A 23,679-nucleotide genomic window follows, 5' to 3' on the forward strand; every position below is an offset into this window, starting at 1 on the left:
AAGTATGGCGAAAAAAATGCCTGAAATAGGCGATTATAAGTATGGCTTTGTCGATAAAGACGTTTCTATATACCGTGCAGAACGCGGATTGACAAGAGAAATTGTTGAACAAATTTCGAAAATGAAAAATGAGCCTGAGTGGATGCTGCAATTCCGCTTGAAAGCTTTAGACCATTTTTATAAAATGCCAATGCCTCAATGGGGCGGCGATTTGTCTGCTTTAGATTTCGATGAAATTACTTATTACGTAAAACCTTCTGAACACTCAGGACGTTCTTGGGATGAAGTTCCAGAAGAAATTAAACGCACTTTTGATAAGCTCGGAATTCCTGAAGCGGAACAAAAATATTTAGCAGGTGTTTCTGCCCAATACGAATCAGAAGTTGTGTATCACAATATGAAAGAAGACCTTGAAAAAATGGGCATCATTTTTAAAGATACAGACAGCGCCTTAAAAGAAAACGAGGACATCTTTAAAAAATATTGGGCGACGGTCGTTCCGCCGACTGATAACAAATTTGCCGCTTTAAACTCTGCAGTTTGGTCAGGGGGTTCATTTATTTACGTTCCGCCTGGAGTAAAAGTTGATACGCCTTTGCAAGCATATTTCCGAATTAATTCAGAAAACATGGGACAATTTGAACGTACGTTAATTATAGTTGATGAAGGTGCCCACGTTCATTATGTTGAAGGATGTACGGCGCCTGTCTACACAACTAACTCGCTGCACAGTGCTGTTGTAGAAATCATTGTGAAAAAGGGAGCCTATTGCCGCTATACAACGATTCAAAACTGGGCAAACAATGTGTATAACTTAGTAACGAAACGTGCGGTTTGTGAAGAAAATGCAACAATGGAATGGATTGACGGAAACATCGGTTCGAAATTAACTATGAAATATCCTGCAGTCGTATTGAAAGGTGAAGGTGCACGCGGCATGACATTGTCCATTGCCCTTGCCGGTAAAGGTCAACATCAAGATGCAGGAGCGAAAATGCTTCATTTAGCGCCGAATACTTCATCTACGATTGTTTCGAAATCGATCTCGAAACAAGGTGGAAAAGTAACGTACCGAGGTATTGTCCATTTTGGTCGGAAAGCAGATGGAGCACGTGCAAACATTGAATGCGACACATTAATCATGGATAACCAATCAACTTCCGACACGATTCCATATAATGAAATCCTAAACGATAATATATCTTTGGAACATGAAGCAAAAGTATCGAAAGTATCTGAAGAGCAGCTGTTTTATCTCATGAGCCGCGGCATTTCTGAAGAGGAAGCAACCGAAATGATCGTTATGGGATTCATTGAACCATTCACAAAAGAGCTGCCAATGGAATACGCCGTTGAAATGAACCGCCTCATCAAGTTTGAAATGGAAGGAAGTATTGGATAATCCTTATAATACTAAGGGGGTGTCTAATAAGTCGTTTTTACGGCTTATTGACGCCCCCATTAATGTTTTAGAAAAGTTGATATATCGGTGTTTATAATTTTTTGTTTTCAATGGGGATTTGACTTTCTGGACAGACCCACAATTCACCCACAAAAATTAGATATTCATGTTTGTATACCGTTAATACAACTCCAGTGCCTCGTCCTCAATTTTCTTGGTCACATGGAGATATGTGTCAGCGGTTATTTTTATGCTTTAGTATCTTAATCTTTCGCTCCAGCTAAAGGAGAGCATCATGTAAAGAAAAAACAGGGAGTTTGCATGTTTGCACACTTCTGTGGAGGTCACAAGCAGGAAACGTCACTCACCGGACTATTTCTAAAGTTTACATTGCATAACAGCTTTTCCCCAATGCCAATAGTGGCTGTGAGAAAGAAGAATCAGAAGGCTTTAAAATTTCGCTTGCCCCTCTCCTCTAGAACACCATAAATGATGGCTTACGTTTTTCTATGAGGCTTGAACATCTTCTCATACAAAATATAAAACCGAGCCGCAAATCATTGCAAGGAGAATAAAAGATAACAAGAAAAATAATGGATTGATAAAACCAAATGCTATATTATTTGCAGTAATTTCATCTCCTAATAAAAATTCATCATATTAGGAGTATAAGATGTTGGCCAAATATAACTGTTCCTAAAATATATAATTATGGAGTACAAGAGAAACAATCACGGCTTCTTTCACGATCTTTAACACAACCACCTCAATACATATGTATTGCGCGTCATTTTCTGAAGCCGCATCCTTTTTAATGAGATCCTTTCATAAAGAAGAAGCAAACTCATTTATACGATCAAAATCAGTAGCGTTGCATAAAAAAATTTAATGTTTGTCAAGCTCAATAAAAATTCCAGTTATTTCATGTAACTGAATATTCAGACATACAATCTTTCTAAGCAAGCTTAAAAGGACAATGACGTCTTAATCGGCAGTCCATTTCCACAATTTGGTAATATATTACAGAAACATTGGATCATAAACTAAATCGTCTAGGTGTTCCACCTCCCCTTCTTCAAATTGGTACACGATGGTTTCAAAATCTTTTTCCCAATGGTATTTTTTCCGACCGTTGGACGTTCGAATTGGCTTTTTAAAAAGGGAGCGAACAAAACAGTCAAAACCTTTAAAAAGCAGATTCTGTAAAGTTCGCTTGATCTCTAATAAAGGACCATCGTGATTCACTTTTAATTGGAGCATGGCCTGTAAGCAATAGGTGATTAGGGCGATCCAAATTTGATTGTAAACGGCATTTTGACTTTTTCCATAAAATCTTTTTATCTTAAGGTGCTGTTTCATCCATTTAAAGAAGGTCTCTATCTTCCAGCGATATCGGTATAAATCTGCAATCTCTTCCGCAGAAAGATCAAAGCAATTGGTTATGATGATCACGGGATTCCCTTCGCTGTCGACCGTTTCGATCAATCGGAGAGGATGAGTCATTTTGGTATGATTACGGTCATTTCCTAAAATGACAATCTGATCCCTATAAATCAAACGTTCTGGATTGGGAATCCGTTCCGATAAAACTTCAATCTCTGCGTTCTTTTTAAGCCGGGTAATGAATCGCACCCCTTCTCGGCATAAGCGGTCGAACTGTTTGTAATCGACATACCCTCGATCAAACAAGTAAATCGCATTTGGATCGATTTCAATGAGTTCGTCCATCTGTGTGCGATCGGCATGTTTCGCGGGTAAGATAATCCCTTGATCCGGAACAGTGATATCCTTCGTTACAACAACCTTTAAATGGAGTCGAACACCAGCCTTTGTCTTACGAAAAGTTGCCCATGGATATTGGCTCAAACTCATGCTCATCGTGGTAGAATCAATGACCAGAAGACGACCAATGTTTCGGATGATCGGGGCATTTTTCATTTGCCCTTGGATCTTTAAGACCAGATATTTAAATACTTTTTCAAACAGTTGAGGGGATAATTGGCCTAATTTGCGAGAAAGTTGCGAAGTACTAATTGCATCAAATTCCAGATATGTCTGCAACTCTTCCTTGTCTTTCAAATGTTTGGCCAATTTTGTTAAGCTTTCCAATTCGTTTAACTGAGCGATGATACAAAGTTGTAAAAACTTATACGCCGTTAATTTTTTAATGTATTTGTCAACGTCAATCACATTAATTAGTTTTGAAAAAGTTATTGGATCGATCTCTTTAAATAGTTCATTTATTGTGGATTCTGTGGTATTCTTATCCATAATGGTTTCTCCTTATTCTTAGGATTTGGATAGGACTGCCAATCCTAATTATAAGGAGTTTTTTTATATCCAAAAAGATGAAATTTAACATAAAATTGGCTCTTCACCACAAAATGTACTTGACAATCAGGTTGTTTTCTGATCAAGGGTACAAAAAATGCGAAATTTCCTGTATGGTAAAGGTGACCAAACCATCAACCATGGAGGAAATTTCGCATGCAATCTCAGTTTATCAAAGATTTGATCACTTTACCAGGCTTTCTTATTCATGGAGAACGAAAAGAGGGAGAACGATGGATTTTTGAACTTTCCCTCCCTCCTCATTGTCCGATCTGCCCGACTTGCTTCGGACGGACAACCAAAATATCATCGAAACGAAAACAATGGATTCATGGCTATACAAATACGGTCGGTTTATTTTGGATTGAACTTCCCATAGAAAGACGGCGTTGCCAAGCCTGTTTTCTGACGTTCACCGTTTCTTATCCGGGACTTCCGTCTCACAGTATCGCGACGGAATCGTTTCAACATTGGGTCGCCCAGTTATGCATCGGAAAAACGATTCAAGAAGTCGCTCGCTTGTTACAACTCGCCTATACGACAGTAGAACGCTGGTTTTATCAATATGCCCCGGCTCTTTTACCAACATCGAATCCTACAGTAGTATGTGTGGATGAATTCGCTTTCCGAAAGGGACATGATTACGGAGTAGCGGTGATGGACACACAGACTCGGAATGTCCTTTCCATTGCTTCTGGAAAAAATGAAGAAGCCATTGTGGAGGCGCTTCAACCCGTCGCCTCCAAAGTGAAGTATGTTGTCAGCGACTTGGCTCCTGCCATGAGAAAAGCCATTGAAAAGGTATGTCCAAAAGCCATCCATGTTCTTGACCACTTCCATGTGATTCAGTTATTCACCGATGCACTGGAACGTTGTCGCAAATACCTTGCCAAAGGCGGAACCAAACATGGAAGCGTTCGCCGCGTGTGCCGATTGTTAAGCCAACGTCCAGAAAAATTAACAGAAGAAGAGAGACAGGAAGTTCGACAATGGTGCCAAGAAAGTGCTTATTTACGTGATGTCTATCAAGCACTTCAACATTTCCGTTACGTATCCAAAAGCCAAACAAGAAAGCAAGCCGAAACTCGTTTGACCCAATGGTTTGACCGGTACCTTTTTAGCGACTGTGCCGCCGTACGCAGTATTGCCAAGGCACTCATCACCCGAAGAGACGCAGTGCTTTCTTGCATCGTTTTTTCTTACTCAAATGGTCCAATGGAAGGAATCAACAACAAAATAAAATTGATCAAAAGGCGAGGATATGGGTATCGAAATATCCAGCGTTTTACTTTGCGTGTCCGTCTAGAGACCTCTATCACATTTTAACGTAAAAATCAAGTACATCTTTTGGTGATGAACCATAAAATTGGGCTTGACAAATTAAAATTAACTTAATGCAATGCTACTGGATCAAAATATATTTAGCCCCTAAGCGATAATTTACCTATTAAAATCCCATGTCCATTCCCAAAACTTACTACCTTGGGCTACTATAAAGTAATCAAACCATTTTTCAAAAGTCAGGTTTAGAAACCCAAACGGATCGTCCAAACTTCCGCCGTTGTCAAGCCAATAAAGATATCCTTTTCTTTCGGGAGCTAAAGCTATAATGAGCCGGCAGCCATCGTAGCCATATCCAATAGGAAACCAATCTGAAGGGGCTGTCCGAAAAGTCGATTGAATCGACCTTGGGCTCAGCCCTTTTTTCTGTTTTTAGGGTACAAAAAAATCGTCCTTTTTTATAGAATGAAATTGACCAAAAAACATTCTACAGAAAGGACGATTTCTTATGAATAATCAAATGACTATTCAAGAAAATTATAACACGCAATTAGAAATGACTCTAGAGGGTATTCAAAAAATAGAGGTTCAAAAGAATAAGAAACGCAAAAAACTAGTTTTCCAACCTTATTGCAATCGTCAAGTCATGAGCATTTTAGATATCGAAATGTATATTCCTGAAAATCATGTCGCCCGTTTAGTGGATGAAATGGTGGAATCGATTCCGGATGAAGTGTTGTATACTCATTATGTTGGTGGGGGTCGTGCACCCTATCACCCTAAAATGTTATTGAAAGTGATTTTATATGCGTACACTCAAAATGTTTATTCAAGTCGGAAAATAGCGCAAATGGTGAAAGAAAATCTTCCGATGATGTGGTTGGCGGGATTGCAAACCCCTGACCATCGCACAATAAATGATTTTCGTAGTGTTCGTATGTCAAACATGATGGATTCTGTATTTGAACAATTTGTCCTTCAACTAGTAGAACAAGGACTTATCGACCTCGACCATATTTTTGTGGATGGTACGAAAATAGAAGCGAATGCCAACAAATATACGTTTGTATGGCGAAAATCCGTAGAAAAATATGATCAGAAACTACGAGCCAAAATTCAATCGTTTCTACAAGAAGCGCACCAAATCGCCTTGGAGGAATTAAAAGAAGAACAATTAGAAGAAGAATTAGAAAAATCATCGGCACAACTTTCTGAGAGAATAGAAGCTTTGGAAAAAGATTATAAACAGGAAGAAGACAAAGAAAGAAAAAAAGAACTTCGCTCTAAAAAATCCCAACTCACCAAACAACTGAAAACGATTCAAACGGATTATCTTCCACGATTACGAAAATACAAAGTACAAAAACAGATTCTAGGTGAACGAAATAGCTACTCGAAAACCGACCATGAGGCCACTTTTATGCGAATGAAAGAGGACCATATGAAAAACGGCCAACTCAAGGCGGGTTATAATGTTCAACTCGCCACACAACATCAATTTATCGTGGGATTTGAAATTTATCAAAATCCAGGAGATACTCGCTGTTTCCAACCATTTATGGAAAAGTTATTGGAATCGATGCCGAAGGAAAAGAAACTCAAGTATGTCATTGCCGATGCAGGATATGCGAGTGAAGAAAACTATTTATATGCGATTGGCGAAGAAAAAGAACCTCGTTTTGAATTATTAGCCCCATACCAAACCTATTTGAAGGAACAAAGTAAAAAGTTTAAAAAGGATTTATCAAAAGTACAAAACTGGAAATACATCGAAGAAGACGATTGCTTTATCTGTCCGAACAATCGGAAAGTCGTATTCAAGTATTATCAAAAAAGAAAAAATGCATCTGGATACATACAAGATTTGAAAGTGTACGAGTGTGAAGATTGTACGGATTGCCCGTTGAAGAATGGGTGTACGAAAGCCAAAGGAAATCGTCGAGTATATTGGAACACGATTTATGAAGAAATGAAAGCGAAAGCCAAAGCAGCTCTTGGTGACGAACAAAAGGCAGCTCTTTATGCGAAGCGTAAAGTGGATGTCGAAAGTGTGTTCGGTAACATCAAGGGCAATTTGCGTTTCACTCGATTTCTGTTACGGGGGCTTCATAAAGTCCGAACAGAATTCGGGATTGTGGCAATGGCCCACAACATACTGAAATGGGCCGCAAATTCCCAAACCAATTTCAAAAATAAGGAAACAGAGCGAATGGAAAAACTCATTGTTTTCTCCATTCGCTCTGTTTTTATGGACTTTTTAGACAAGCCCTCTAGTATCTCTTCGATAGATAATAATTGCAGTCCACCTCCGTTTTCAGGATCATCAAATAATGTAGCACCATTACATATTTTCAGAAAGTCTTCATAGTCACTAGGAATATTAAAAGGCAGCTTCTTGATTTCTTCTTCTGTTGCAGGGGGATTGAAACGAAATTGTAGTTTTCCTAAAAATCCTTCTTCATTTTGAACAACCAGCATATTCTTTTCATCTAGTCTTTTATTCAAAGCATCTAAAGTCATTTTGATTCGTACTGACATGTTGTGGCTATCACTCCTTTTATCATTCATCCAACAAGGACTAACAATCTTTCTGTGGAAATCCTTTTACAGTTGTATGAGGTTACTAAAATTGTAGAATACGGTGTATTTTATCATTTGGCCAAACTGTGCTCTTATATGTTTATTATACCATTTTCTGTAATTTTTCTATCTGAAGTAGTCCAATTGGCAGCATCAGCTTTTTCAAGTTGTAAATGATGAATCTGTGAATTATTTCCTGATCATAGATCCTTATAACATCTTTACTTTACCTGTTTTTTCGATCAGCAACTGTACAGGATGAGATATTTGAACTTTTTTGTTGCAAAACTCTTTATTTTTATTGTTGTTATAAATACAATGTCCAAAAATACTGCCAGCCTTTTATAACAAAAAAATGCTTAAATCGTGAATCTTTTTCGATGCTGTATTATGATGAGTATATAAAGACTACATTGATAGGAGTAAGAAATGATTTACATAGGCTTGACAGGTTGGGGAGATCATGATTCTCTCTATCCATCCGGAACATCATCGAATGATAAATTAACGATTTATGCAGGACATTTTCCTGTTGTTGAGGTCGATTCCACTTTTTATTCGATACAGCCTGAGAAAAACGTTCGAAAATGGGTGAACGAGACGCCCCAAAATTTTCAATTCATTGTAAAGGCGTATAAAGGAATGACTGGACACGAAACAGGCTTAGGATCTTTCGAAAGCCGCTCAGAAATGTTCGCTGCTTTTTATAAAATGATTCAGCCCTTTCAAGAAGCGAATAAATTGGCAATGGTTCTTTTTCAATTTCCCCCTTGGTTTCACTGCAAAAGAGAAAATGTTGATTTCTTGCGATGGTGCAAAGAGCAAATGAAGGATGCCCCTTGTGCACTAGAATTTCGCCACCGCTCCTGGTTCCTTCCTACATATTATGAAAAAACGCTTCAATTCATGGAGAAGGAAGGGTGGATTCACACCATTTGTGATGAGCCGCAGGCAGGGGAAAATTCAGTTCCGACCGTATTATATTGCACGAATAGAGAAAAGACCTTGGTAAGATTTCATGGACGAAATGTTCATGGATGGCTGAGGCCAAAAGAAGGGAATTGGCGTGAAGTACGATATTTATATAGATATAATGAACAAGAGCTTGATGAATGGAAAGGACACATAAAAATGCTGAAAAAGCAAACTAAAGATCTCTATCTCATTTTCAACAACAACTCGGGCGGAGACGCGGCGGACAATGGAAAAGAACTGATGAAAAAGTTAGGAATTACATATCATGATTTAGCGCCAAGGCAGCTTGATTTATTTGAGTGTTTTGAAAAGTATCCCACTGAAGGAGAGAGCGACTTTGATTGAGACGGTTCATATATATCATACGAATGATCTGCACAGTCATTTTGAAAATTGGCCGAAAATCGTTCATTATCTAAAAACAAAAAAACATATTCATAAAAGTAAAAACGAAACTGTTTTTTTATTCGATATCGGCGATCACGTCGATCGCTTTCACCCAATTACTGAAGCGACCGGGGGAGTCGCAAATGTTGAGCTGCTGAATCATTTAACTCCAGATGCAATAACGATTGGAAATAATGAAGGAATTACTCTTCCTTTTGAAGCATTGGATCGGCTGTATAATCATGCACAATTCCCTGTCATTGTGTCTAATTTATTTTACTTAGACGGTACTAGACCAAAATGGGCAAAGCCTTATGTGATTAAACATTTACAAAATGGAGTCCGAATCGGTATTTTAGGCGTAACGGTTTGCTTTGAGCAATTTTACCGTCAGTTAGGGTGGATGATAACAGAACCGATGGCAAATATAAAAGAAACATTGGAGGAAATCCGGGGCAAAGCAGATGTTATCATTCTTTTATCACACCTTGGAATATCCGATGATGAATGGATTGCTCAACAATTTCCTGATATCGATGTTATATTAGGAGCCCATACACATCATGTGCTTGATCGTGGAAAGCTTGTAGGCAATACGCTTTTGGCGGGAGCAGGAAAGTTTGGACAGTGGCTTGGACATATTGAACTTAAGATCGACTCTGCTCAAAAGAAGCTGGTAAATAAAAAAGCGGAGATTATTGAAACGAAAACGATTGAAAAAGAAGATGTTTTTACTATAAAGTGGCTTGATCAAAAAAAAGCTGAAAGTGCTCAAAAACTTAACGAAGCTGTTGTGGAATTAAAAGAAGAATTACGGATTGATTGGTTTTCAGATTCACCATTTGCAAAACTGTTGGCTTCCGCTTTAAAAGAATGGTGCGATGGGGAAGTTTCCATGGTGAATGCCGGAGTATTGCTTGAATCGCTTCCGAAAGGACTCGTCACAAAAGGCGATTTGCACCGGATTTGTCCTCATCCGATTAATCCTTGTAAAATCATGGTTCAAGGCGATCAATTAAAAGAAGTTATTTTACAAGCACGGACAAAAGAAATGGAGCAATTGAAGCTTAAAGGATTAGGCTTCAGAGGCAAAGTAATGGGGCGTATGGTTTTTGACGGCATTGAAACGGTCATGGAAACGTTGGAAGATGGCAAGGAACATGTGAAAAAGATCTTTGTAAATGGAAAACATCTTGATCAAAATCATGTGTATGCAGTGGCAACTATTGATATGTTTACATTAGGTCCATTATATCCGCAATTAAGCCGTGTAAAGAATAAAATATACTTCATGCCTGAATTGCTAAGAGATGTACTTGCTTGGAAATTATCGAAACAGTTCCTGCAAATCCATCAATAAATTTTTGTCAACATCACCTTTCCTTTCATAAAGTGAAGTAGGGAAGGAGGGTATTTTATGGTATCTGTATCGCCGGTTAAAATTGGTGATCATCAATTTACCGCCATTACCATTCAGCTGCCAAAAACGAATTTCATGGCTGTTACAGCCGAAAAAGGTTATATTATGTGCGGTGCGCTTGATGTAGCCTTATTGAATGAAAAATTAAAAGAGAGAAAAATTATTGCCGGCCGCGCTGTCGGAGTGAGGACAATTGAGCAGCTTCTTGAAGCCCCATTGGAATCAGTCACAACAGAAGCGGAGGCAATTGGCATTAAAGCAGGGATGACAGGCAAAGAAGCACTATTGAAAATGGTAGAAAAATAAAAAACAACCATTATCTTTTTATAAAAGAATGATTATTGCTCATCTATAGTGTACAGATGAAAGAAGTTTCCAAAACGTACCATCTATGAATTTAAATAAGATGTATTCCTTAATGGATTTTTTTTCAACAGACATGAAAAAGTATTTTCTATCATTTGATCAGCGATATAGTCGCAAGTAATTGCCATTCAGTCGAGTAAAAAACATAAAATTGATTCATAAAGAGCCCGTTCCTGAGTTGGTGCGGGCTCTTTATTTTTTTTCTTTTTGCCATTCAAGCCGTTCCCATAGTTTTAAATGCGGATAAGGGTCAAAAGACCACTCGGTTTTACCGTTGTCTTTATACATCCCGTAATGCAAGTGCGGCGGGAATTTGCCAGATGTTCCTGGAGGGCCGTAGCCGCTGCTTCCGACAGAACCGATGATTTGCCCCGGTTTTACGATTTGTCCAACGTGAATGTCTTTGGCAAAGCCGTTTAAATGTGCAAAATAATGGTACGTATTCTGAATGTCCCGAATACCGATTCTCCAGCCCCCATAGCGATTCCAGCCTTTCATTTCGACAATTCCGTAGCAAGTGGAACGAACCGGTACGCCATAATGTGCAAATATATCTGTGCCTTCATGAATTCTCCGGCCGCCCCATCCGCGCGCATCTCCCCATGTGTCACGGTAGCTGTAATCAGTTCTGACGGGAAGAGGAAAAGCATGCTCGTTTAATTGCAGATGCCCGAAATGTTTGAACAATTTCATATGACCTAAAATAATTCCGACCGTTTTATCACGGTGATAATAAGACCATAAACCAATTTTTAAATTTTCTATATCATTACCATATTTTGATAAAAAATGTGCAAAACTATATAAGACATCTTCATCATGATCCATTTGCGCTTTGCCGTCGCCGTTTCCATCCATTCCGATTCCCCCAAATAGCTGAATGCTAACCGGATTTTGGTCGTTCAAATTCGGATTGGCTGTCCCAGCCCATTTATCAGGAGGAATGTAAATGCCAATAACTCCTTTTTGTTTTGGGATATCATTTTTTATTTTTCTGACGTTTCGTTCGTATTGGTCGCACGCAGCCAATACATACCAAGGAATCTGGGTGATGGCTTCCACCTTTTTATACAGGCTCATTCGCAAATGATTTATTTGTTGTTCAGTTAATTGACTGGACGCATTGGCATGGCTGGAAAATAAAGATAAAAGTGCAGCCAATAATAACATTTTTCTGAGAACCACAATTGATAAACTCCTTTCCATCATGTCATGTCTTAGTGTAAGAAAAAAGTAAAGTTTCAATGGCTGGAAATTGAAGGAATATAAAATTCCTTTTTCTTGTCCAATATCTTTCCTTATGTTAAATTGACTATAGTGTATCATCTTTATTTTTTTAATGATTACATATTGGAGATGATGAAAAATGGCTCAAAAAGAAGAAAGTTTACGAAAACCTGAATGGCTTAAAATAAAATTAAATACAAACGAGAATTACACAGGGTTAAAAAAATTGATGCGCGAGCAAAAGCTTCATACGGTTTGTGAAGAAGCGAAATGCCCCAATATTCATGAATGCTGGGCAGTGAGAAGAACGGCAACATTTATGATTTTAGGAAGCGTTTGTACACGCGCATGCCGCTTCTGTGCAGTGAAAACAGGACTGCCAACCGAGCTTGATTGGCAAGAGCCGGAGCGTGTAGCGGATTCCGTCCGCATTATGAACTTAAAGCATGTTGTCATCACTGCAGTTGCCCGTGATGATTTGAAAGATGGCGGAGCAGCCGTTTTTGCTGAAACGGTTCGTGCTGTGCGCAAAAAAAATCCATTTACTACAATAGAAGTTCTTCCATCTGACATGGGCGGAGTGTACGAAAATTTAAAAACATTAATGGACGCTAAACCTGATATTTTAAACCATAATATTGAAACTGTTCGGCGCTTAACCCCAAGGGTTCGCGCTCGTGCAACCTATGAACGTTCTTTGGAGTTTTTGCGGAGAGCAAAAGAAATCAATCCGGATATTCCGACAAAATCAAGCATTATGATCGGGCTTGGGGAAACGAAAGAAGAAATTATCGAAGCGATGGACGACCTTCGTGCAAATCATGTTGACATCATCACAATCGGACAATATTTGCAGCCTACGAAAAAACATTTAAAAGTTCAAAAATTTTACCATCCAGATGAATTTGCAGAATTAAAAGAAATTGCTTTGTCAAAAGGATTCAGCCATTGCGAGGCAGGTCCGTTAGTCCGTTCGTCTTATCATGCTGATGAACAAGTAAATGAGGCAGCCAAACAGCGGCAGGCAAAAGCTTAAAGCCACAGAGCCGTCAAGAATTTCTTGACGGCCCGTTTTAATAAAAATAGGTAAATAACCTCTAAAAAATTCACCTATGCATCAACGTTTATTTCATTGATCTTTTATGTCGTGATCAATACTTTCGTTCATTTCTCCGAATCCTTCGCCATTTGCATTTTCACCAGCATTCAATTTTCTTCCTTGGGGAGACTTTAACATGCGCTGAATGGTCTGGTTTAAATTGCGGTTAATATTTGGAGACTCTCCATCAAGAGTGCTGTATGATTCGATTTCTTTAAACAGATTAGGATTATCGGTTACATAAATATGAAAATAACGCGGAACAATGGATGCAGCTGTCTTTTTCACTTGGTCAGCTGTTTCAAATTTGTTGTTTGAATCGGTTTTATACGCTATAAGAACTTCTTCATCTGTTACGAGCGTAGCAGCATCATGAACATTTGGAAGCTGGACGGCAAGCCTTCCGATTACGTCTGCTAATTGTTCCCGATTGATGACAGGAGTTTTTACTGTGGCTTTCTCTATTCCGGCTGTTGGACTTTTTTGATGCCGGACATATCCAAAGCTGTCTGAATCTTTATTGCTGTTATAATTATCATTTCTTTCTGCCACGTTTACCGTATTCCCGTTTTCATTATATAGACCTTTTCCTTCTTGATCATATTGGCACCCGCTGGCTGCAAGCGCAGCTATGATAAAAGGAGTAAAAAGCCTTTTTTTCATTTCAGCACCTCCTTATAATTTTAGGATTGCCGCTTTTAAAAAATTGTTGTCAGGCAATTGATGGAGGGAAATCATTTGTTTATGATAAACATATGGAAGAGGGTGAATTTGTAAATGATCACAATTTTTAATCAAACATACGAGCTTATAAAAGATTTTAAAAATGGTTTTAATGAAGAGGCTTTTAAAGCAAGGTACAGTGAAATTTTAAACAAATATGATTATATTGTCGGCGATTGGGGATATAGCCAATTGCGGCTGAGAGGATTTTTTGATGATCAAAACCAAAAAGCAACACATGATACGAAAATCAGCTCATTAGATGAATATTTGTATGAATATTGCAATTTCGGCTGTGCTTATTTTGTATTAAAGAAAATAAAAAAATAAACGCCAGATGCAAAAACATCTGGGTGTGAAAAAGTAATCAGGACGGCATACAGCCGTCCTGATTACTTTATTTCATACGGGTCTTCTTCATTTTTATCAGGTTCATCATGAGGAGGATGACTGCCCGGAAATTGTCTCGGCAAATTCTGATGCAAGGATTTGAATTCATAGTTAAAACTGCTATATGGACGCTGACCTTCTTCCCAAGGTGTGCTTTTATTCTCCACAGGTTCATCCTTTCCCCGCGGAGCTCCGTAGGCGCCTTCCGGCATATCCTCCGGGATAATATAGTTTCGCATTGTTTCCACTACTGAAAAATCAGTATATTCATTTTGTTTGTCCATTTTGTTCACCTGTCCATGATTTTACCATTATCGTTCCTCATGGAAGGTAATTTATACATTAGACGATCTCATATAAAAACTCCCGAAGCTCTTTTGCGTCTTCATCATTTAATTGATAAACATCTTCTAAATACCCCGGTTCTTTAAGATCATCTTCCCCAATGATCGCAAACCGGTTGCTTTGCAAATTTAGTACAAGATATTTTCCGTAATAGCGGTCCGATTGAATAATGGCTAAATCAAAGCGTTGATTTTCTCCCATAAAGCTAACAAATCTTGTTTTTGTCTCGACGGTTTCATCATACAAAAAAAAGCGTTCGGCCATGGTTCATTACCTCCGTTTCTTATAATTGCATTGTAGCATAAGATGATGCATTCACAACGAATTATCGCAAATTTGTGAGAAAACTTACCTCTGTTTCGATTCGCATAGCGATTTTTCTGTTGAAATAGAAGCAAAATAACACAATTTTTTTATCAGCCCGCACATCTGCTGCCAATCAGCCATGATTTCTGTATCGAAGGGGAAGTTAATTGGAGAAACATATCATGAATCGGCACGAAAGTCATATTCAAAATCCTCCTCTGCTTGTCATGAAAAATCGTCATCTGTAAAAGCAATTTTTTGTGCGCGTTTAGGAATTTCTTTACGAAATTGAAAAAATCTAAGCGGATTCTACCCGGCATGCAAGATGTATCAAACCGCGGAAAGCTTACGCCTGCTCAATCACGAAATCCAAATTTTAGAAACATCAGCTCTGTTTGTCAAAATCGATCCGTCTAACGAGAGGATTTAGTGTCTCTGCTTTAAAAAACTCAAAAGTGTGTAAAGTAGTAGGTAGTTCAAATGGTCGAGTATGGTAAAATAAAAAACGGATACAAAAACCTTAAGAAAGGAAAGAAATCATATGTATTTTGTGGACAGAAAAAAGATTGAAGATACTGTAAAATTTGTAGAAGATCTTGTATCCATGTTTGAAGGCCATCAACAGTGGGAGTCTGATGTTGAAAAAAAAGCGTTGGAGCGGATTGCCCAATTGTTGATTGAGGCGATTTTAGATATCGGAAACGGAATTATTGACGGTTTTATTATGCGGGACCCGGGCAGCTATGAAGACATTATTGACATTTTAGAAGATGAATCTGTCGTTGACAGCAGGGATGCGGAAGGATTAAAAAAATTAATTTCCTACAGAAAAATGCTCGTTCAAGATTATTTAAACATACGGCATGAAGAACTGTATGATTCAATATCAACCCATTTACAAGTTTTGAGAAATTTTTGTCATCGTGTTCGAACCTACTTGGAAGATGAACTTGGACCAGTTACAGCTTTTAAGCCGTAATGGATTGATTGAAGGAGTGAAAAAAAATTGAAGAAATATAAAGGATATTTCATCGATTTAGACGGCACCATGTATCGGGGTACAGAAAAAATTGAAGAAGCTGAAGAATTTGTTAAAAAACTGAAGGAAAAAGGAATTTCGTACTTATTTATGACAAACAATTCTTCTAAAACCCCGAAGCAAGTAGCTGAAAAACTAATCAGTCTCGGCATTCCGGCGGAAGAGCATCAAATTTTAACTTCAAGCATTGCCACAGCCAACTTTATTTGGGAAAGAAAACAAAATGCTTCTATATATGTAATCGGTGAAGAGGGGCTGCGAAAGGCCTTGGAGGAAAAAGGTTTTCGCTTCGTCGATGAAAATCCGGATTTTGTCGTTGTGGGTATTGACCGAAACATCAATTATGAAAAGCTTGCCAAGGCCTGTTTAGCGGTTCGCGCAGGTGCAACATTTATTTCAACAAACGGGGATACTGCTCTGCCGACTGAGCGAGGACTGCTTCCAGGCAATGGCGCCATTACATCGGTCATTTCAGTATCTACAAATGTTCAGCCGATTTTTATCGGAAAACCTGAAAAAATTATTGTAGAGCAAGGGCTGAAAATGCTGAAAACGAAAAAAGAAGAAACGCTTCTTGTCGGAGATAATTACGAGACGGATATTAAGGCAGGTATCCAATCAGGGATGGACACCCTTCTTGTGCATACAGGCGTAACAACGAAAGAACACTTAAAAGATAAAGAAATACAACCGACTTATACAGTGAATAACCTTTCGGAATGGCATGTGCTATGATGAAGCCTTTTTCTTTTCCAGCTGATTTCACAATAGGTGCTCCGCTGCCCCTACTGTGAATCAGTGGATCGATGGGCGAGCCGGCTTGAAGCTGCCGCTGCAATGGCTCCGACAATATCATCTAGAAAAGTATGACACTTACCTGTGCTTTTATCGTTTAAATGAGCAAGTATACCAGGCTTTTGTTTATCGATATAGCCATAGTTCGTAAACCCGATTGATCCGTAAATATTCACAATGGAAAATGCAAGAATTTCATCAATTCCATATAATCCTTCATCCGATTGGATGATCGATTGAAGAGGCTCCTGTAAACCCCCCTTTTCTGCTAGAACATCTAATTGAATTCCGGTTAAAATGGCATTTTGAACCTCTCTTTTCGAAAGAACTCTTTCCACGTTTTGTAAACAGTCTTCTTTTGTTAAGTTCGGATAATATTGCTGCTGTAAAAAATAGACGAGCTCTGCGATGTCATCCGGTGTAACTCCTCTATCTTTCAGCCATTTTCTTGCAGTTTGCTCTATTTTATCCATGTCGTTCACCCTATCTTTTACAAGTATATGAAAGTGCTGAAATCGGCTGTGACGCCGATTTCAATAAATTCTTGCTTAAATTTTCAAAAAGCATCAACATCTTTTTTATATTGTATACACAAAAGCTTTTCTACATGTTATAGTTTATGGCATTTTTTCATTATTTATATTGGGGTGTTTTTTTGAAAAATGGATTTATAGGGGGAACTAGGAATGAAAGAGCTTTTAAAAAAGCATTATGGAATAGATGTACTCGACTTTTTTTCAATTGGTCAATGGCAGGGGTTTAAAACAAAAAGAAATATCGGTTTTATTGCTGCTGTTTCACATATTGACCATAAGGAGCTTTATGAACTGTATGAAATGAGTCGTTATCTCCTTATGACTAACGAGAGAAAAGCTGCTTCGTTTTTATTAACTGTAAATGGGGATCTTACGGCAGAACATAATGGAACGCGCTACGCTGTGTTTCAAATACCTCAACAAACAAAGCGGCTTAATATAACTTCTCTCGGAAAAGAGCTGTCATTTTTTCACGAAGTTGGCAGAAGGCTGCCTTTTACTCCCATTCATTCGAATCGAATTGGGCAATGGAGAAATTTATGGGCAAGGCGGATCGATCAAATGGAGCAATTTTGGAGTATTCAAATTGCTTCAAAGCCTCATCACGCCTTTGACAAGCTATTTATTGAATCCTTTCCATATTATTTAGGCTTAGGCGAAAATGCCATCCAATATTTAGCGGATACTGAGCTTGATGATCGACCATTGCCGGTTGATTCCGGCACCATATGTCATCAACGTTTTACGAGAGAAACATGGGAAAACGCATTTTCATTGCCTGTTGATTTCGTTTTTGATCATGGAGGAAGAGATATTGCTGAATGTTTAAGGTATGATTTTCTGACAGGAAGGCAAACAATTGATGAGCTTTTTTTGGCAGAATACGACCGAGCGTCTCCGTTATCCTCTTTTTTTTGGCGGTTAGTTTTTAGCAGACTTTTGTTTCCTGTTCATTATTTTGAATGTGTTGAAAACTATTATCTTGCAGAGGAAGAAGAAAGGGATTCTCTGCAATTTCAAATGGAAAAAATTTTGCAAACATCTTCGCAATATGAGCAATTTTTATCTTCGTTTTCATCTATGATATATTTGAGGAAAAAGCAAATTGTCTTGCCGGCTTTGACATGGTTATAAAAGGTTCAGTCGCATTTTGTTGTGGTATCATAAAAAAGAAAGCAGCTAAAATCTTGCAGCTGTTTCGAACAAAGCATTGATTTTGTCATATCAATTCAAAACAATAGCTATTTATTAGAAGAAGGAGAAGATGAATCAGTGACCCAATATATTTTTGTAACAAGAAAACTGCCAGAAAACCTATTGGATCCTCTTCGTTCCATCGGAGTTGTCGACATGTGGGAGCAGGATTCTCCATGTCCGAGGTCTGTATTATTGGAAAAGGCAAAAAAAGCTGATGCTCTGCTTACAATGCTGTCAGACCGGGTGGATGAAGAACTGCTTCAAAAAGCCAAAAAATTAAAAATCGTTGCTAATTTAGCAGTCGGGTATGACAATATCGATCTCGAAGCGTCGAAAAAGTACGGCGTGACTGTAACTAATACACCGGATGTACTAACAGATACGACTGCCGATTTAACCTTTGCTTTGTTAATGGCAGCGGCAAGAAGATTGGTTGAAGCTGCGGAGTATGTAAAAGAAGGAAAATGGACAGGGTGGTCTCCATTTTTGTTGGCAGGAAGCGATATCCATCATAAAACGATTGGGATCGTTGGGATGGGGAAAATTGGAGAAGCTGTTGCGAGACGGGCAAAAGGATTTGATATGGAAATTTTGTATCATAATCGTTCAAAGAAACCGGAAGTGGAAAAAGAGCTTGGAGCGAAATACTGCACATTTGATGAATTGCTAGAGAAAGCCGATTTTGTCGTTAATTTAACACCATTAACAAATGAAACGAAAAACTTGTTTGACGAGGAAGCCTTTAAAAAAATGAAAACAAGTGCAATATTTGTTAATGCTGGCAGAGGAGCATCTGTTGATGAAAACGCTTTGTATAATGCTCTAAAAACTGGTGAAATCGCTGGTTGTGGATTGGATGTGTTTAAAGAAGAACCGATTGATTCCAATCATCCGCTTTTATCATTGAAACAAGTTGTAGCACTTCCGCATATCGGCAGCGCGAGTCGGGAAACCCGCATAAAAATGATCGAACTTTGCGTCGAAAATATTCAACGTGTGTTAACGGGCGAGAAACCGAAAACAGCCGTTGTTTAAACGCCCAAAAAGCGTTTACATATGCGGATGATGAAAATTTCTCTTGTAAAATCAGTCATTGAAATTTATAATGTCTTATAAAACAGTTAATGTCTTTTTACGGCAGACAATTGTCTATTATAAATAAACATAAGGGAGATGAATTGGTTGGAATCAATCTCAGTAGGACTGCTCGGTTTAGGCACCGTTGGTAGCGGAGTAGTAAAAATCATTGAAGACCACCAGGATAAGCTCATTCATTTAATCGGGTGCCCGGTGAAAGTAAAAAAAATTCTTGTTCAAAATACAAATAAAAAAAGAGACGTTCATGTAGAACCTTCCCAATTAACGACAAATGTTCATGAGGTAATAGAAGATCCGGATATTGACGTCATTATTGAGGTCATGGGGGGAATTGAGCAGACACGGGAATATTTGCTTGAAGCATTAAATCGGAAGAAGCATGTTGTGACGGCAAATAAAGATTTGATGGCAGTGTACGGAACTGAGTTGCTCAAAAAAGCGACGGATAACGGCTGCGATCTTTTTTATGAAGCAAGTGTCGCAGGCGGCATCCCGATTCTGCGTACATTGGTAGATGGATTGGCGTCAGACCGGATTACAAAAATGATGGGGATTGTTAACGGAACGACAAACTTTATTTTAACGAAAATGTCAAAATACGGAACCCCTTATGAAGAAGTGCTGAAGGAAGCGCAAAGATTAGGATATGCAGAAGCTGATCCGACTTCTGATGTAGAAGGCTTGGATGCAGCGAGAAAGATGGCGATTTTGGCAAGACTTGGATTTTCTATGGAAGTAGATTTAGAAGATGTGGAAGTAAAAGGGATAACGGATATTACACAAGAGGATATTGATTACAGTAAACGGCTCGGCTATACGATGAAATTAATCGGCATCGCCCATCGAAGCGGTGATAAAATTGAAGTTAGTGTACAGCCTGCACTGCTGCCCGATCATCATCCGTTAGCTTCCGTCCAAGATGAATATAATGCGGTTTATGTGTACGGCGAAGCGGTAGGGGAAACAATGTTTTACGGTCCTGGCGCAGGAAGCTTGCCAACTGCAACCGCTGTTGTTTCGGATTTAGTAGGCGTATTGAAAAACATGCGTCTAGGTGTAAATGGAAGAAGCGCCGTAGCCCCGCAATATCAGAAACAATTGAAGGCACCTGAAGAAATTTTTGCCCAATACTTTTTACGAATTCACGTAGAAGATCAAGTTGGAGCTTTTTCAAAAATTACATCCCTCTTTTCAGACAGAGGTGTAAGCTTTGAGAAAATTCTCCAATTACCTCTGAAAAATAAAGATTTAGCGGAAATTGTCATCGTTACCCATAAAGCATCGAAAAAAGATTTTGAGGAAATTTTAATGGAGCTCCGAGATTTGCAAGTTGTTAAGGAAGTTAAAAGTACGTATCGAGTAGAAGGGAACGGCTTATTATGAAATGGAATGGACTAATTGCAAAATATAAAGAATTTTTGCCAGTAACGGACAAAACACCGATGCTGACATTGAACGAAGGTAATACTCCTCTCATTCATTTAGAAAAATTATCTGAAAAATTAGGCGTTGAGCTGTATGTGAAAACAGAAGGAGCGAATCCTACCGGTTCATTTAAAGACCGCGGTATGGTGATGGCAGTTGCAAAAGCGGTGGAAGAAGGAAGCACAACTATAATGTGCGCTTCAACTGGAAATACGTCTGCAGCTGCTTCCGCATATGCGGCACGTGCAGGATTGCGTTCCATTGTTGTTATACCGAACGGAAAAATCGCTTTTGGAAAGCTTGCCCAAGCAGTTATGTACGGCGCAGAAATTTTTGCAATTGAAGGAAACTTCGATGATGCCTTAAAAATGGTTCGTGAAATTTGTGAAGAGCTGCCAATTACTCTTGTCAATTCTGTAAATCCTTACCGAATTGAAGGGCAAAAAACAGCGGCGTTTGAAATTTGTGAACAGCTGGGAAAAGCTCCGGATTATTTGGCGATTCCGGTTGGAAATGCTGGAAACATTACAGCATATTGGAAAGGATTTAAAGAGTTTAATGAGCGGCACCAAACAGGGCTTCCAAAAATGCACGGTTTTGAAGCGGAAGGCGCCGCAGCCATTGTAAAAAATCAAGTGATTGAAAATCCGGAAACAGTGGCAACTGCCATTCGAATTGGAAACCCAGCAAGCTGGGAATTTGCTGTCAATGCTGCCAATGAATCAGGCGGAAAGATCGATATGGTAACAGATGAAGAAATTTTGGATGCTTATCAATTAATTGCAAGAACGGAAGGCGTTTTTGCTGAACCTGCTTCAAGTGCATCTATTGCAGGAGTGATGAAAGATGTAAATTCGGGGAAAATCCCGAAAGGAAGCACAGTTGTAGCAGTATTGACCGGCAACGGATTAAAAGATCCGAATACTGCGATCGATGTGTCATCCATCCAGCCGATCGTGCTGCCTAATGAAAAGAAAGCTGTGATGGACCATCTCAAGGGAGATGGGCATGTATGAAAGAAGGAGACATGTTAAAAATTCAAGTTCCCGGAAGTACAGCCAATCTTGGCCCCGGTTTTGATTCTGTAGGGCTCGCTTTAAACCGCTATTTAACACTAGCCGTTACATTTGCGGAAAATTGGACATTTAAGCCGGTAAGTGAAGAAGTAGCAAACGTACCGGAAGGGAAAGAGAATTTAATTTATAAAGTCGCTTCCAAGCTAGCAGAAAAACATAGTGTTAATCTTCCTGCATGTTATGTGGAAATTTCAAGTGATATTCCGATGACAAGAGGACTCGGAAGCAGCGCGGCCGCCATTGCAGCAGGGATTGAGCTTTGCGATCGTGTTTGTAAACTGAATTTGAGCGATGAAGAAAAAATTCATTTTGCCAGCAAGTTTGAGGGACATCCGGATAATGCCGGAGCTTCTATAGTAGGCGGTCTAGTGGTCGGCTATTTAACAGATGACCACACATATTTTGTAAAAGTGGATAATCTGGATGTGGATATTATCGCGGTTATTCCGCCATATTATTTATATACGAAGGATTCTAGAGGCGTTTTGCCGAAGACATTTAAATTTCAGCAGTCGGTGAAAGCCAGTGCGATCAGCAATGTGCTTGTTGGGAGCATCATGAATAATAATTGGGAATTGGCAGGCCAAATGATGGAAATGGACATATTCCATCAACCGTATAGGGAAAGTCTAGTTCCTGAACTGTCAGCTGTTCGAAAGATAGGAAAAGAGCACGGTGTGTACGGGACTGTATTGAGCGGTGCAGGTCCAACGATATTGTGTTTTGCTCCAAAAGGCATGAGACACTCATTGCGTCCTAAACTAAAAGAGGCTTTTCCTCATTGTGAAGTAACACAGCTAGAAATTGATTATGAAGGGACAAAGTCTTGGTTTACTCATATTGAAAGCTTGATATAAAGAAACAAACCGGCTTTTCGCCGGTTTGTTTCATTAAAATACTTGTTCTACTTCTACGATGCCTGGAACTTCTTCCAGCAGAGCCCGCTCAATACCTGCTTTCAAAGTAATGGTAGAACTTGGGCAGCTCCCGCACGCACCTAAAAGGCGCAATTTCACAATGCCCTCTTCAACATCAACTAATTCGCAGTCTCCGCCGTCACGAAGCAAAAACGGGCGCAGCTTATCTAAAACTTCCTGTACTTGTTCTTTTATTTGAACATCTGACATACTATCGACTCCTTTCTTATCCATCATTATATTCAAAATGAGCGATAAAATCTATTTGTAAGTTTCAAATTCATTGTATCACATTTTTTTTAAATCTAATATGGATAATCTAGGAGATCATCATTTTATTAAATAGGAGAGAACAAACATGAGAAAACCGGTAGAAATTTGCGTTTATGGTGCAGAAAACTTATGTCCAAGCTGTGTAAATTCGCCTTCAGCAAAAGATACATTTGAATGGCTGGAAGCAGCACTGACTAGAAAATATCCAGATCAGCCATTTGACATCACATATATTGATATATATTGTCCTCCGGAAGATGAAGAGAAAAAGAAAATAGCCGATCAAATCGTGAAGGAAGAATATTTTTATCCCCTTGTTGTCATAAATGGAGTGGTAGTAGGAGAAGGAAATCCAAAGATAAAAAGGATTTTTCAAGAGATGGAAAAACATGGTTACCAACCTGTGTAAGAAAGAGTTTACTCGTCATCCAGAACTGTGAAAGAAAAAGTGCATTGTCGATTTCTTCAAGCCAAAAGAACAGATTCGCTAA

23 protein-coding genes are annotated in these 23,679 nt (G+C 38.8%); 16 read left to right on the top strand and 7 right to left on the bottom strand.

Translation table 11 applies throughout. From position 1 onward, the window contains the following. Positions 1–4 precede the first annotated feature (4 nt). Positions 5–1,402: a Fe-S cluster assembly protein SufB gene (gene sufB / locus NSU02_RS04705; RefSeq protein WP_063386926.1), complete on the top strand. Its 1,398-nt coding sequence runs from the start codon at positions 5–7 to the stop codon at positions 1,400–1,402. A 1,020-nt stretch (positions 1,403–2,422) separates the two neighbouring features. On the opposite strand, the gene NSU02_RS04710 is transcribed toward sufB, so the two are convergent. Next, entirely contained in the window at positions 2,423–3,673 is a 1,251-nt protein-coding gene (locus tag NSU02_RS04710; protein ID WP_339192832.1) for an IS4 family transposase, read from the bottom strand. A gap of 216 nt (positions 3,674–3,889) precedes the next feature. Here NSU02_RS04710 and NSU02_RS04715 point away from each other — a divergent pair, with 216 nt between their 5' ends. The 5 genes from NSU02_RS04715 to NSU02_RS04735 all read left to right on the top strand — a co-directional run bounded on the left by NSU02_RS04715 (position 3,890) and on the right by NSU02_RS04735 (position 10,682). Next, a complete protein-coding gene (locus NSU02_RS04715; RefSeq protein WP_021292746.1) occupies positions 3,890–5,059 on the top strand; it encodes an ISL3 family transposase in 1,170 nt (389 codons plus the stop codon). 463 nt (positions 5,060–5,522) lie between these two features. After that, entirely contained in the window at positions 5,523–7,382 is a 1,860-nt protein-coding gene (locus NSU02_RS04720) for an IS1182 family transposase (RefSeq protein WP_339194490.1), read from the top strand. 641 nt (positions 7,383–8,023) lie between these two features. After that, on the top strand, positions 8,024–8,914 hold the full coding sequence (locus tag NSU02_RS04725) for a DUF72 domain-containing protein (protein ID WP_066249206.1): 891 nt from the start codon (positions 8,024–8,026) through the stop codon (positions 8,912–8,914). Next, complete coding sequence (locus NSU02_RS04730) at positions 8,907–10,316, top strand: bifunctional UDP-sugar hydrolase/5'-nucleotidase (RefSeq protein WP_066249209.1); 1,410 nt, start codon at positions 8,907–8,909, stop codon at positions 10,314–10,316. The genes NSU02_RS04725 and NSU02_RS04730 overlap by 8 nt, the downstream gene beginning before the upstream one ends. Positions 10,317–10,373: 57 nt before the next feature. After that, positions 10,374–10,682: a DUF1805 domain-containing protein gene (locus NSU02_RS04735; protein WP_063387095.1), complete on the top strand. Its 309-nt coding sequence runs from the start codon at positions 10,374–10,376 to the stop codon at positions 10,680–10,682. Between the two features lie 252 nt (positions 10,683–10,934). Here NSU02_RS04735 and NSU02_RS04740 read toward each other — a convergent pair whose 3' ends face one another. Next, positions 10,935–11,912 (bottom strand): M23 family metallopeptidase, encoded by a 978-nt coding sequence (locus NSU02_RS04740; RefSeq protein ID WP_130157080.1) that lies wholly within the window; start codon positions 11,910–11,912, stop codon positions 10,935–10,937. 196 nt (positions 11,913–12,108) lie between these two features. On the opposite strand from NSU02_RS04740, the gene lipA reads away from it, so the two are divergent. Next, on the top strand, positions 12,109–13,005 hold the full coding sequence (gene lipA, locus NSU02_RS04745) for a lipoyl synthase (RefSeq protein WP_063387093.1): 897 nt from the start codon (positions 12,109–12,111) through the stop codon (positions 13,003–13,005). Between the two features lie 93 nt (positions 13,006–13,098). On the opposite strand, the gene NSU02_RS04750 is transcribed toward lipA, so the two are convergent. Next, positions 13,099–13,731 carry a YhcN/YlaJ family sporulation lipoprotein gene (locus tag NSU02_RS04750; protein ID WP_094245251.1) on the bottom strand — a complete coding sequence of 211 codons (633 nt, stop codon included), beginning with the start codon at positions 13,729–13,731 and terminating at the stop codon, positions 13,099–13,101. Positions 13,732–13,845: 114 nt separating this feature from the next. Between NSU02_RS04750 and NSU02_RS04755 the strand changes: the two genes are divergently transcribed. After that, complete coding sequence (locus NSU02_RS04755) at positions 13,846–14,121, top strand: YutD family protein (RefSeq protein ID WP_063387091.1); 276 nt, start codon at positions 13,846–13,848, stop codon at positions 14,119–14,121. Between the two features lie 62 nt (positions 14,122–14,183). On the opposite strand, the gene NSU02_RS04760 is transcribed toward NSU02_RS04755, so the two are convergent. Together NSU02_RS04760 and NSU02_RS04765 are read right to left on the bottom strand one after the other, a co-directional pair. Next, positions 14,184–14,465: a hypothetical protein gene (locus NSU02_RS04760; RefSeq protein WP_063387090.1), complete on the bottom strand. Its 282-nt coding sequence runs from the start codon at positions 14,463–14,465 to the stop codon at positions 14,184–14,186. 58 nt (positions 14,466–14,523) lie between these two features. After that, on the bottom strand, positions 14,524–14,790 hold the full coding sequence (locus tag NSU02_RS04765; RefSeq protein WP_063387089.1) for a DUF3055 domain-containing protein: 267 nt from the start codon (positions 14,788–14,790) through the stop codon (positions 14,524–14,526). 583 nt (positions 14,791–15,373) lie between these two features. On the opposite strand from NSU02_RS04765, the gene NSU02_RS04770 reads away from it, so the two are divergent. Next, positions 15,374–15,811, top strand: a complete 438-nt coding sequence (locus NSU02_RS04770) for a DUF86 domain-containing protein (protein ID WP_094245252.1) — start codon at positions 15,374–15,376, stop codon at positions 15,809–15,811. A 27-nt stretch (positions 15,812–15,838) separates the two neighbouring features. Continuing rightward, positions 15,839–16,606, top strand: coding sequence for a TIGR01457 family HAD-type hydrolase (locus NSU02_RS04775; RefSeq protein WP_094245253.1), 768 nt, complete (start codon positions 15,839–15,841; stop codon positions 16,604–16,606). Between the two features lie 50 nt (positions 16,607–16,656). Here NSU02_RS04775 and NSU02_RS04780 read toward each other — a convergent pair whose 3' ends face one another. Next, positions 16,657–17,139: a phosphatidylglycerophosphatase A gene (locus NSU02_RS04780; RefSeq protein WP_063387086.1), complete on the bottom strand. Its 483-nt coding sequence runs from the start codon at positions 17,137–17,139 to the stop codon at positions 16,657–16,659. A gap of 213 nt (positions 17,140–17,352) precedes the next feature. Between NSU02_RS04780 and yutH the strand changes: the two genes are divergently transcribed. The 5 genes from yutH to thrB all read left to right on the top strand — a co-directional run bounded on the left by yutH (position 17,353) and on the right by thrB (position 22,855). After that, positions 17,353–18,336: a spore coat putative kinase YutH gene (gene yutH, locus NSU02_RS04785; RefSeq protein ID WP_339194496.1), complete on the top strand. Its 984-nt coding sequence runs from the start codon at positions 17,353–17,355 to the stop codon at positions 18,334–18,336. A gap of 138 nt (positions 18,337–18,474) precedes the next feature. Then, positions 18,475–19,434 (top strand): D-glycerate dehydrogenase, encoded by a 960-nt coding sequence (locus NSU02_RS04790; RefSeq protein WP_066249221.1) that lies wholly within the window; start codon positions 18,475–18,477, stop codon positions 19,432–19,434. 147 nt (positions 19,435–19,581) lie between these two features. Beyond that, positions 19,582–20,880, top strand: coding sequence for a homoserine dehydrogenase (locus NSU02_RS04795; protein WP_186439305.1), 1,299 nt, complete (start codon positions 19,582–19,584; stop codon positions 20,878–20,880). Beyond that, complete coding sequence (gene thrC, locus NSU02_RS04800) at positions 20,877–21,938, top strand: threonine synthase (RefSeq protein WP_063387082.1); 1,062 nt, start codon at positions 20,877–20,879, stop codon at positions 21,936–21,938. The genes NSU02_RS04795 and thrC overlap by 4 nt, the downstream gene beginning before the upstream one ends. Further along, positions 21,935–22,855: a homoserine kinase gene (thrB, locus tag NSU02_RS04805; RefSeq protein WP_063387081.1), complete on the top strand. Its 921-nt coding sequence runs from the start codon at positions 21,935–21,937 to the stop codon at positions 22,853–22,855. Before thrC ends, thrB begins: the two co-directional genes overlap by 4 nt. 33 nt (positions 22,856–22,888) lie before the next feature. Here thrB and NSU02_RS04810 read toward each other — a convergent pair whose 3' ends face one another. Then, the gene (locus tag NSU02_RS04810; RefSeq protein ID WP_232515736.1) at positions 22,889–23,149 is read right to left on the bottom strand and encodes a NifU family protein; all 261 of its coding nucleotides are present in this window, start codon (positions 23,147–23,149) and stop codon (positions 22,889–22,891) included. Between the two features lie 124 nt (positions 23,150–23,273). Between NSU02_RS04810 and NSU02_RS04815 the strand changes: the two genes are divergently transcribed. Further along, positions 23,274–23,597, top strand: coding sequence for a YuzD family protein (locus NSU02_RS04815; protein WP_066249224.1), 324 nt, complete (start codon positions 23,274–23,276; stop codon positions 23,595–23,597). Positions 23,598–23,679 lie beyond the last annotated feature (82 nt).

Origin of the sequence: Aeribacillus sp. FSL W8-0870 (assembly GCF_037963755.1) — a bacterium.
Lineage (GTDB): Bacteria > Bacillota > Bacilli > Bacillales > Aeribacillaceae > Aeribacillus > Aeribacillus composti.

Excerpts from the sequence above, each read along its gene's own strand:
- yutH (WP_339194496.1), top strand. The coding sequence starts at position 17,353 with ATGAAAGAGCTTTTAAAAAAGCATTATGGAATAGATGTACTCGACTTT.
- NSU02_RS04770 (WP_094245252.1), top strand. The coding sequence starts at position 15,374 with ATGTATTTTGTGGACAGAAAAAAGATTGAAGATACTGTAAAATTTGTA.
- NSU02_RS04715 (WP_021292746.1), top strand. The coding sequence starts at position 3,890 with ATGCAATCTCAGTTTATCAAAGATTTGATCACTTTACCAGGCTTTCTT.
- NSU02_RS04710 (WP_339192832.1), bottom strand. The coding sequence starts at position 3,673 with ATGGATAAGAATACCACAGAATCCACAATAAATGAACTATTTAAAGAG.
- sufB (WP_063386926.1), top strand. The coding sequence starts at position 5 with ATGGCGAAAAAAATGCCTGAAATAGGCGATTATAAGTATGGCTTTGTC.
- NSU02_RS04725 (WP_066249206.1), top strand. The coding sequence starts at position 8,024 with ATGATTTACATAGGCTTGACAGGTTGGGGAGATCATGATTCTCTCTAT.
- NSU02_RS04750 (WP_094245251.1), bottom strand. The coding sequence starts at position 13,731 with ATGAAAAAAAGGCTTTTTACTCCTTTTATCATAGCTGCGCTTGCAGCC.
- thrB (WP_063387081.1), top strand. The coding sequence starts at position 21,935 with ATGAAAGAAGGAGACATGTTAAAAATTCAAGTTCCCGGAAGTACAGCC.
- thrC (WP_063387082.1), top strand. The coding sequence starts at position 20,877 with ATGAAATGGAATGGACTAATTGCAAAATATAAAGAATTTTTGCCAGTA.
- NSU02_RS04735 (WP_063387095.1), top strand. The coding sequence starts at position 10,374 with ATGGTATCTGTATCGCCGGTTAAAATTGGTGATCATCAATTTACCGCC.
- NSU02_RS04780 (WP_063387086.1), bottom strand. The coding sequence starts at position 17,139 with ATGGATAAAATAGAGCAAACTGCAAGAAAATGGCTGAAAGATAGAGGA.
- NSU02_RS04740 (WP_130157080.1), bottom strand. The coding sequence starts at position 11,912 with ATGTTATTATTGGCTGCACTTTTATCTTTATTTTCCAGCCATGCCAAT.
- NSU02_RS04760 (WP_063387090.1), bottom strand. The coding sequence starts at position 14,465 with ATGGACAAACAAAATGAATATACTGATTTTTCAGTAGTGGAAACAATG.
- NSU02_RS04810 (WP_232515736.1), bottom strand. The coding sequence starts at position 23,149 with ATGGATAAGAAAGGAGTCGATAGTATGTCAGATGTTCAAATAAAAGAA.
- NSU02_RS04755 (WP_063387091.1), top strand. The coding sequence starts at position 13,846 with ATGATCACAATTTTTAATCAAACATACGAGCTTATAAAAGATTTTAAA.
- NSU02_RS04815 (WP_066249224.1), top strand. The coding sequence starts at position 23,274 with ATGAGAAAACCGGTAGAAATTTGCGTTTATGGTGCAGAAAACTTATGT.
- NSU02_RS04765 (WP_063387089.1), bottom strand. The coding sequence starts at position 14,790 with ATGGCCGAACGCTTTTTTTTGTATGATGAAACCGTCGAGACAAAAACA.
- NSU02_RS04720 (WP_339194490.1), top strand. The coding sequence starts at position 5,523 with ATGAATAATCAAATGACTATTCAAGAAAATTATAACACGCAATTAGAA.
- lipA (WP_063387093.1), top strand. The coding sequence starts at position 12,109 with ATGGCTCAAAAAGAAGAAAGTTTACGAAAACCTGAATGGCTTAAAATA.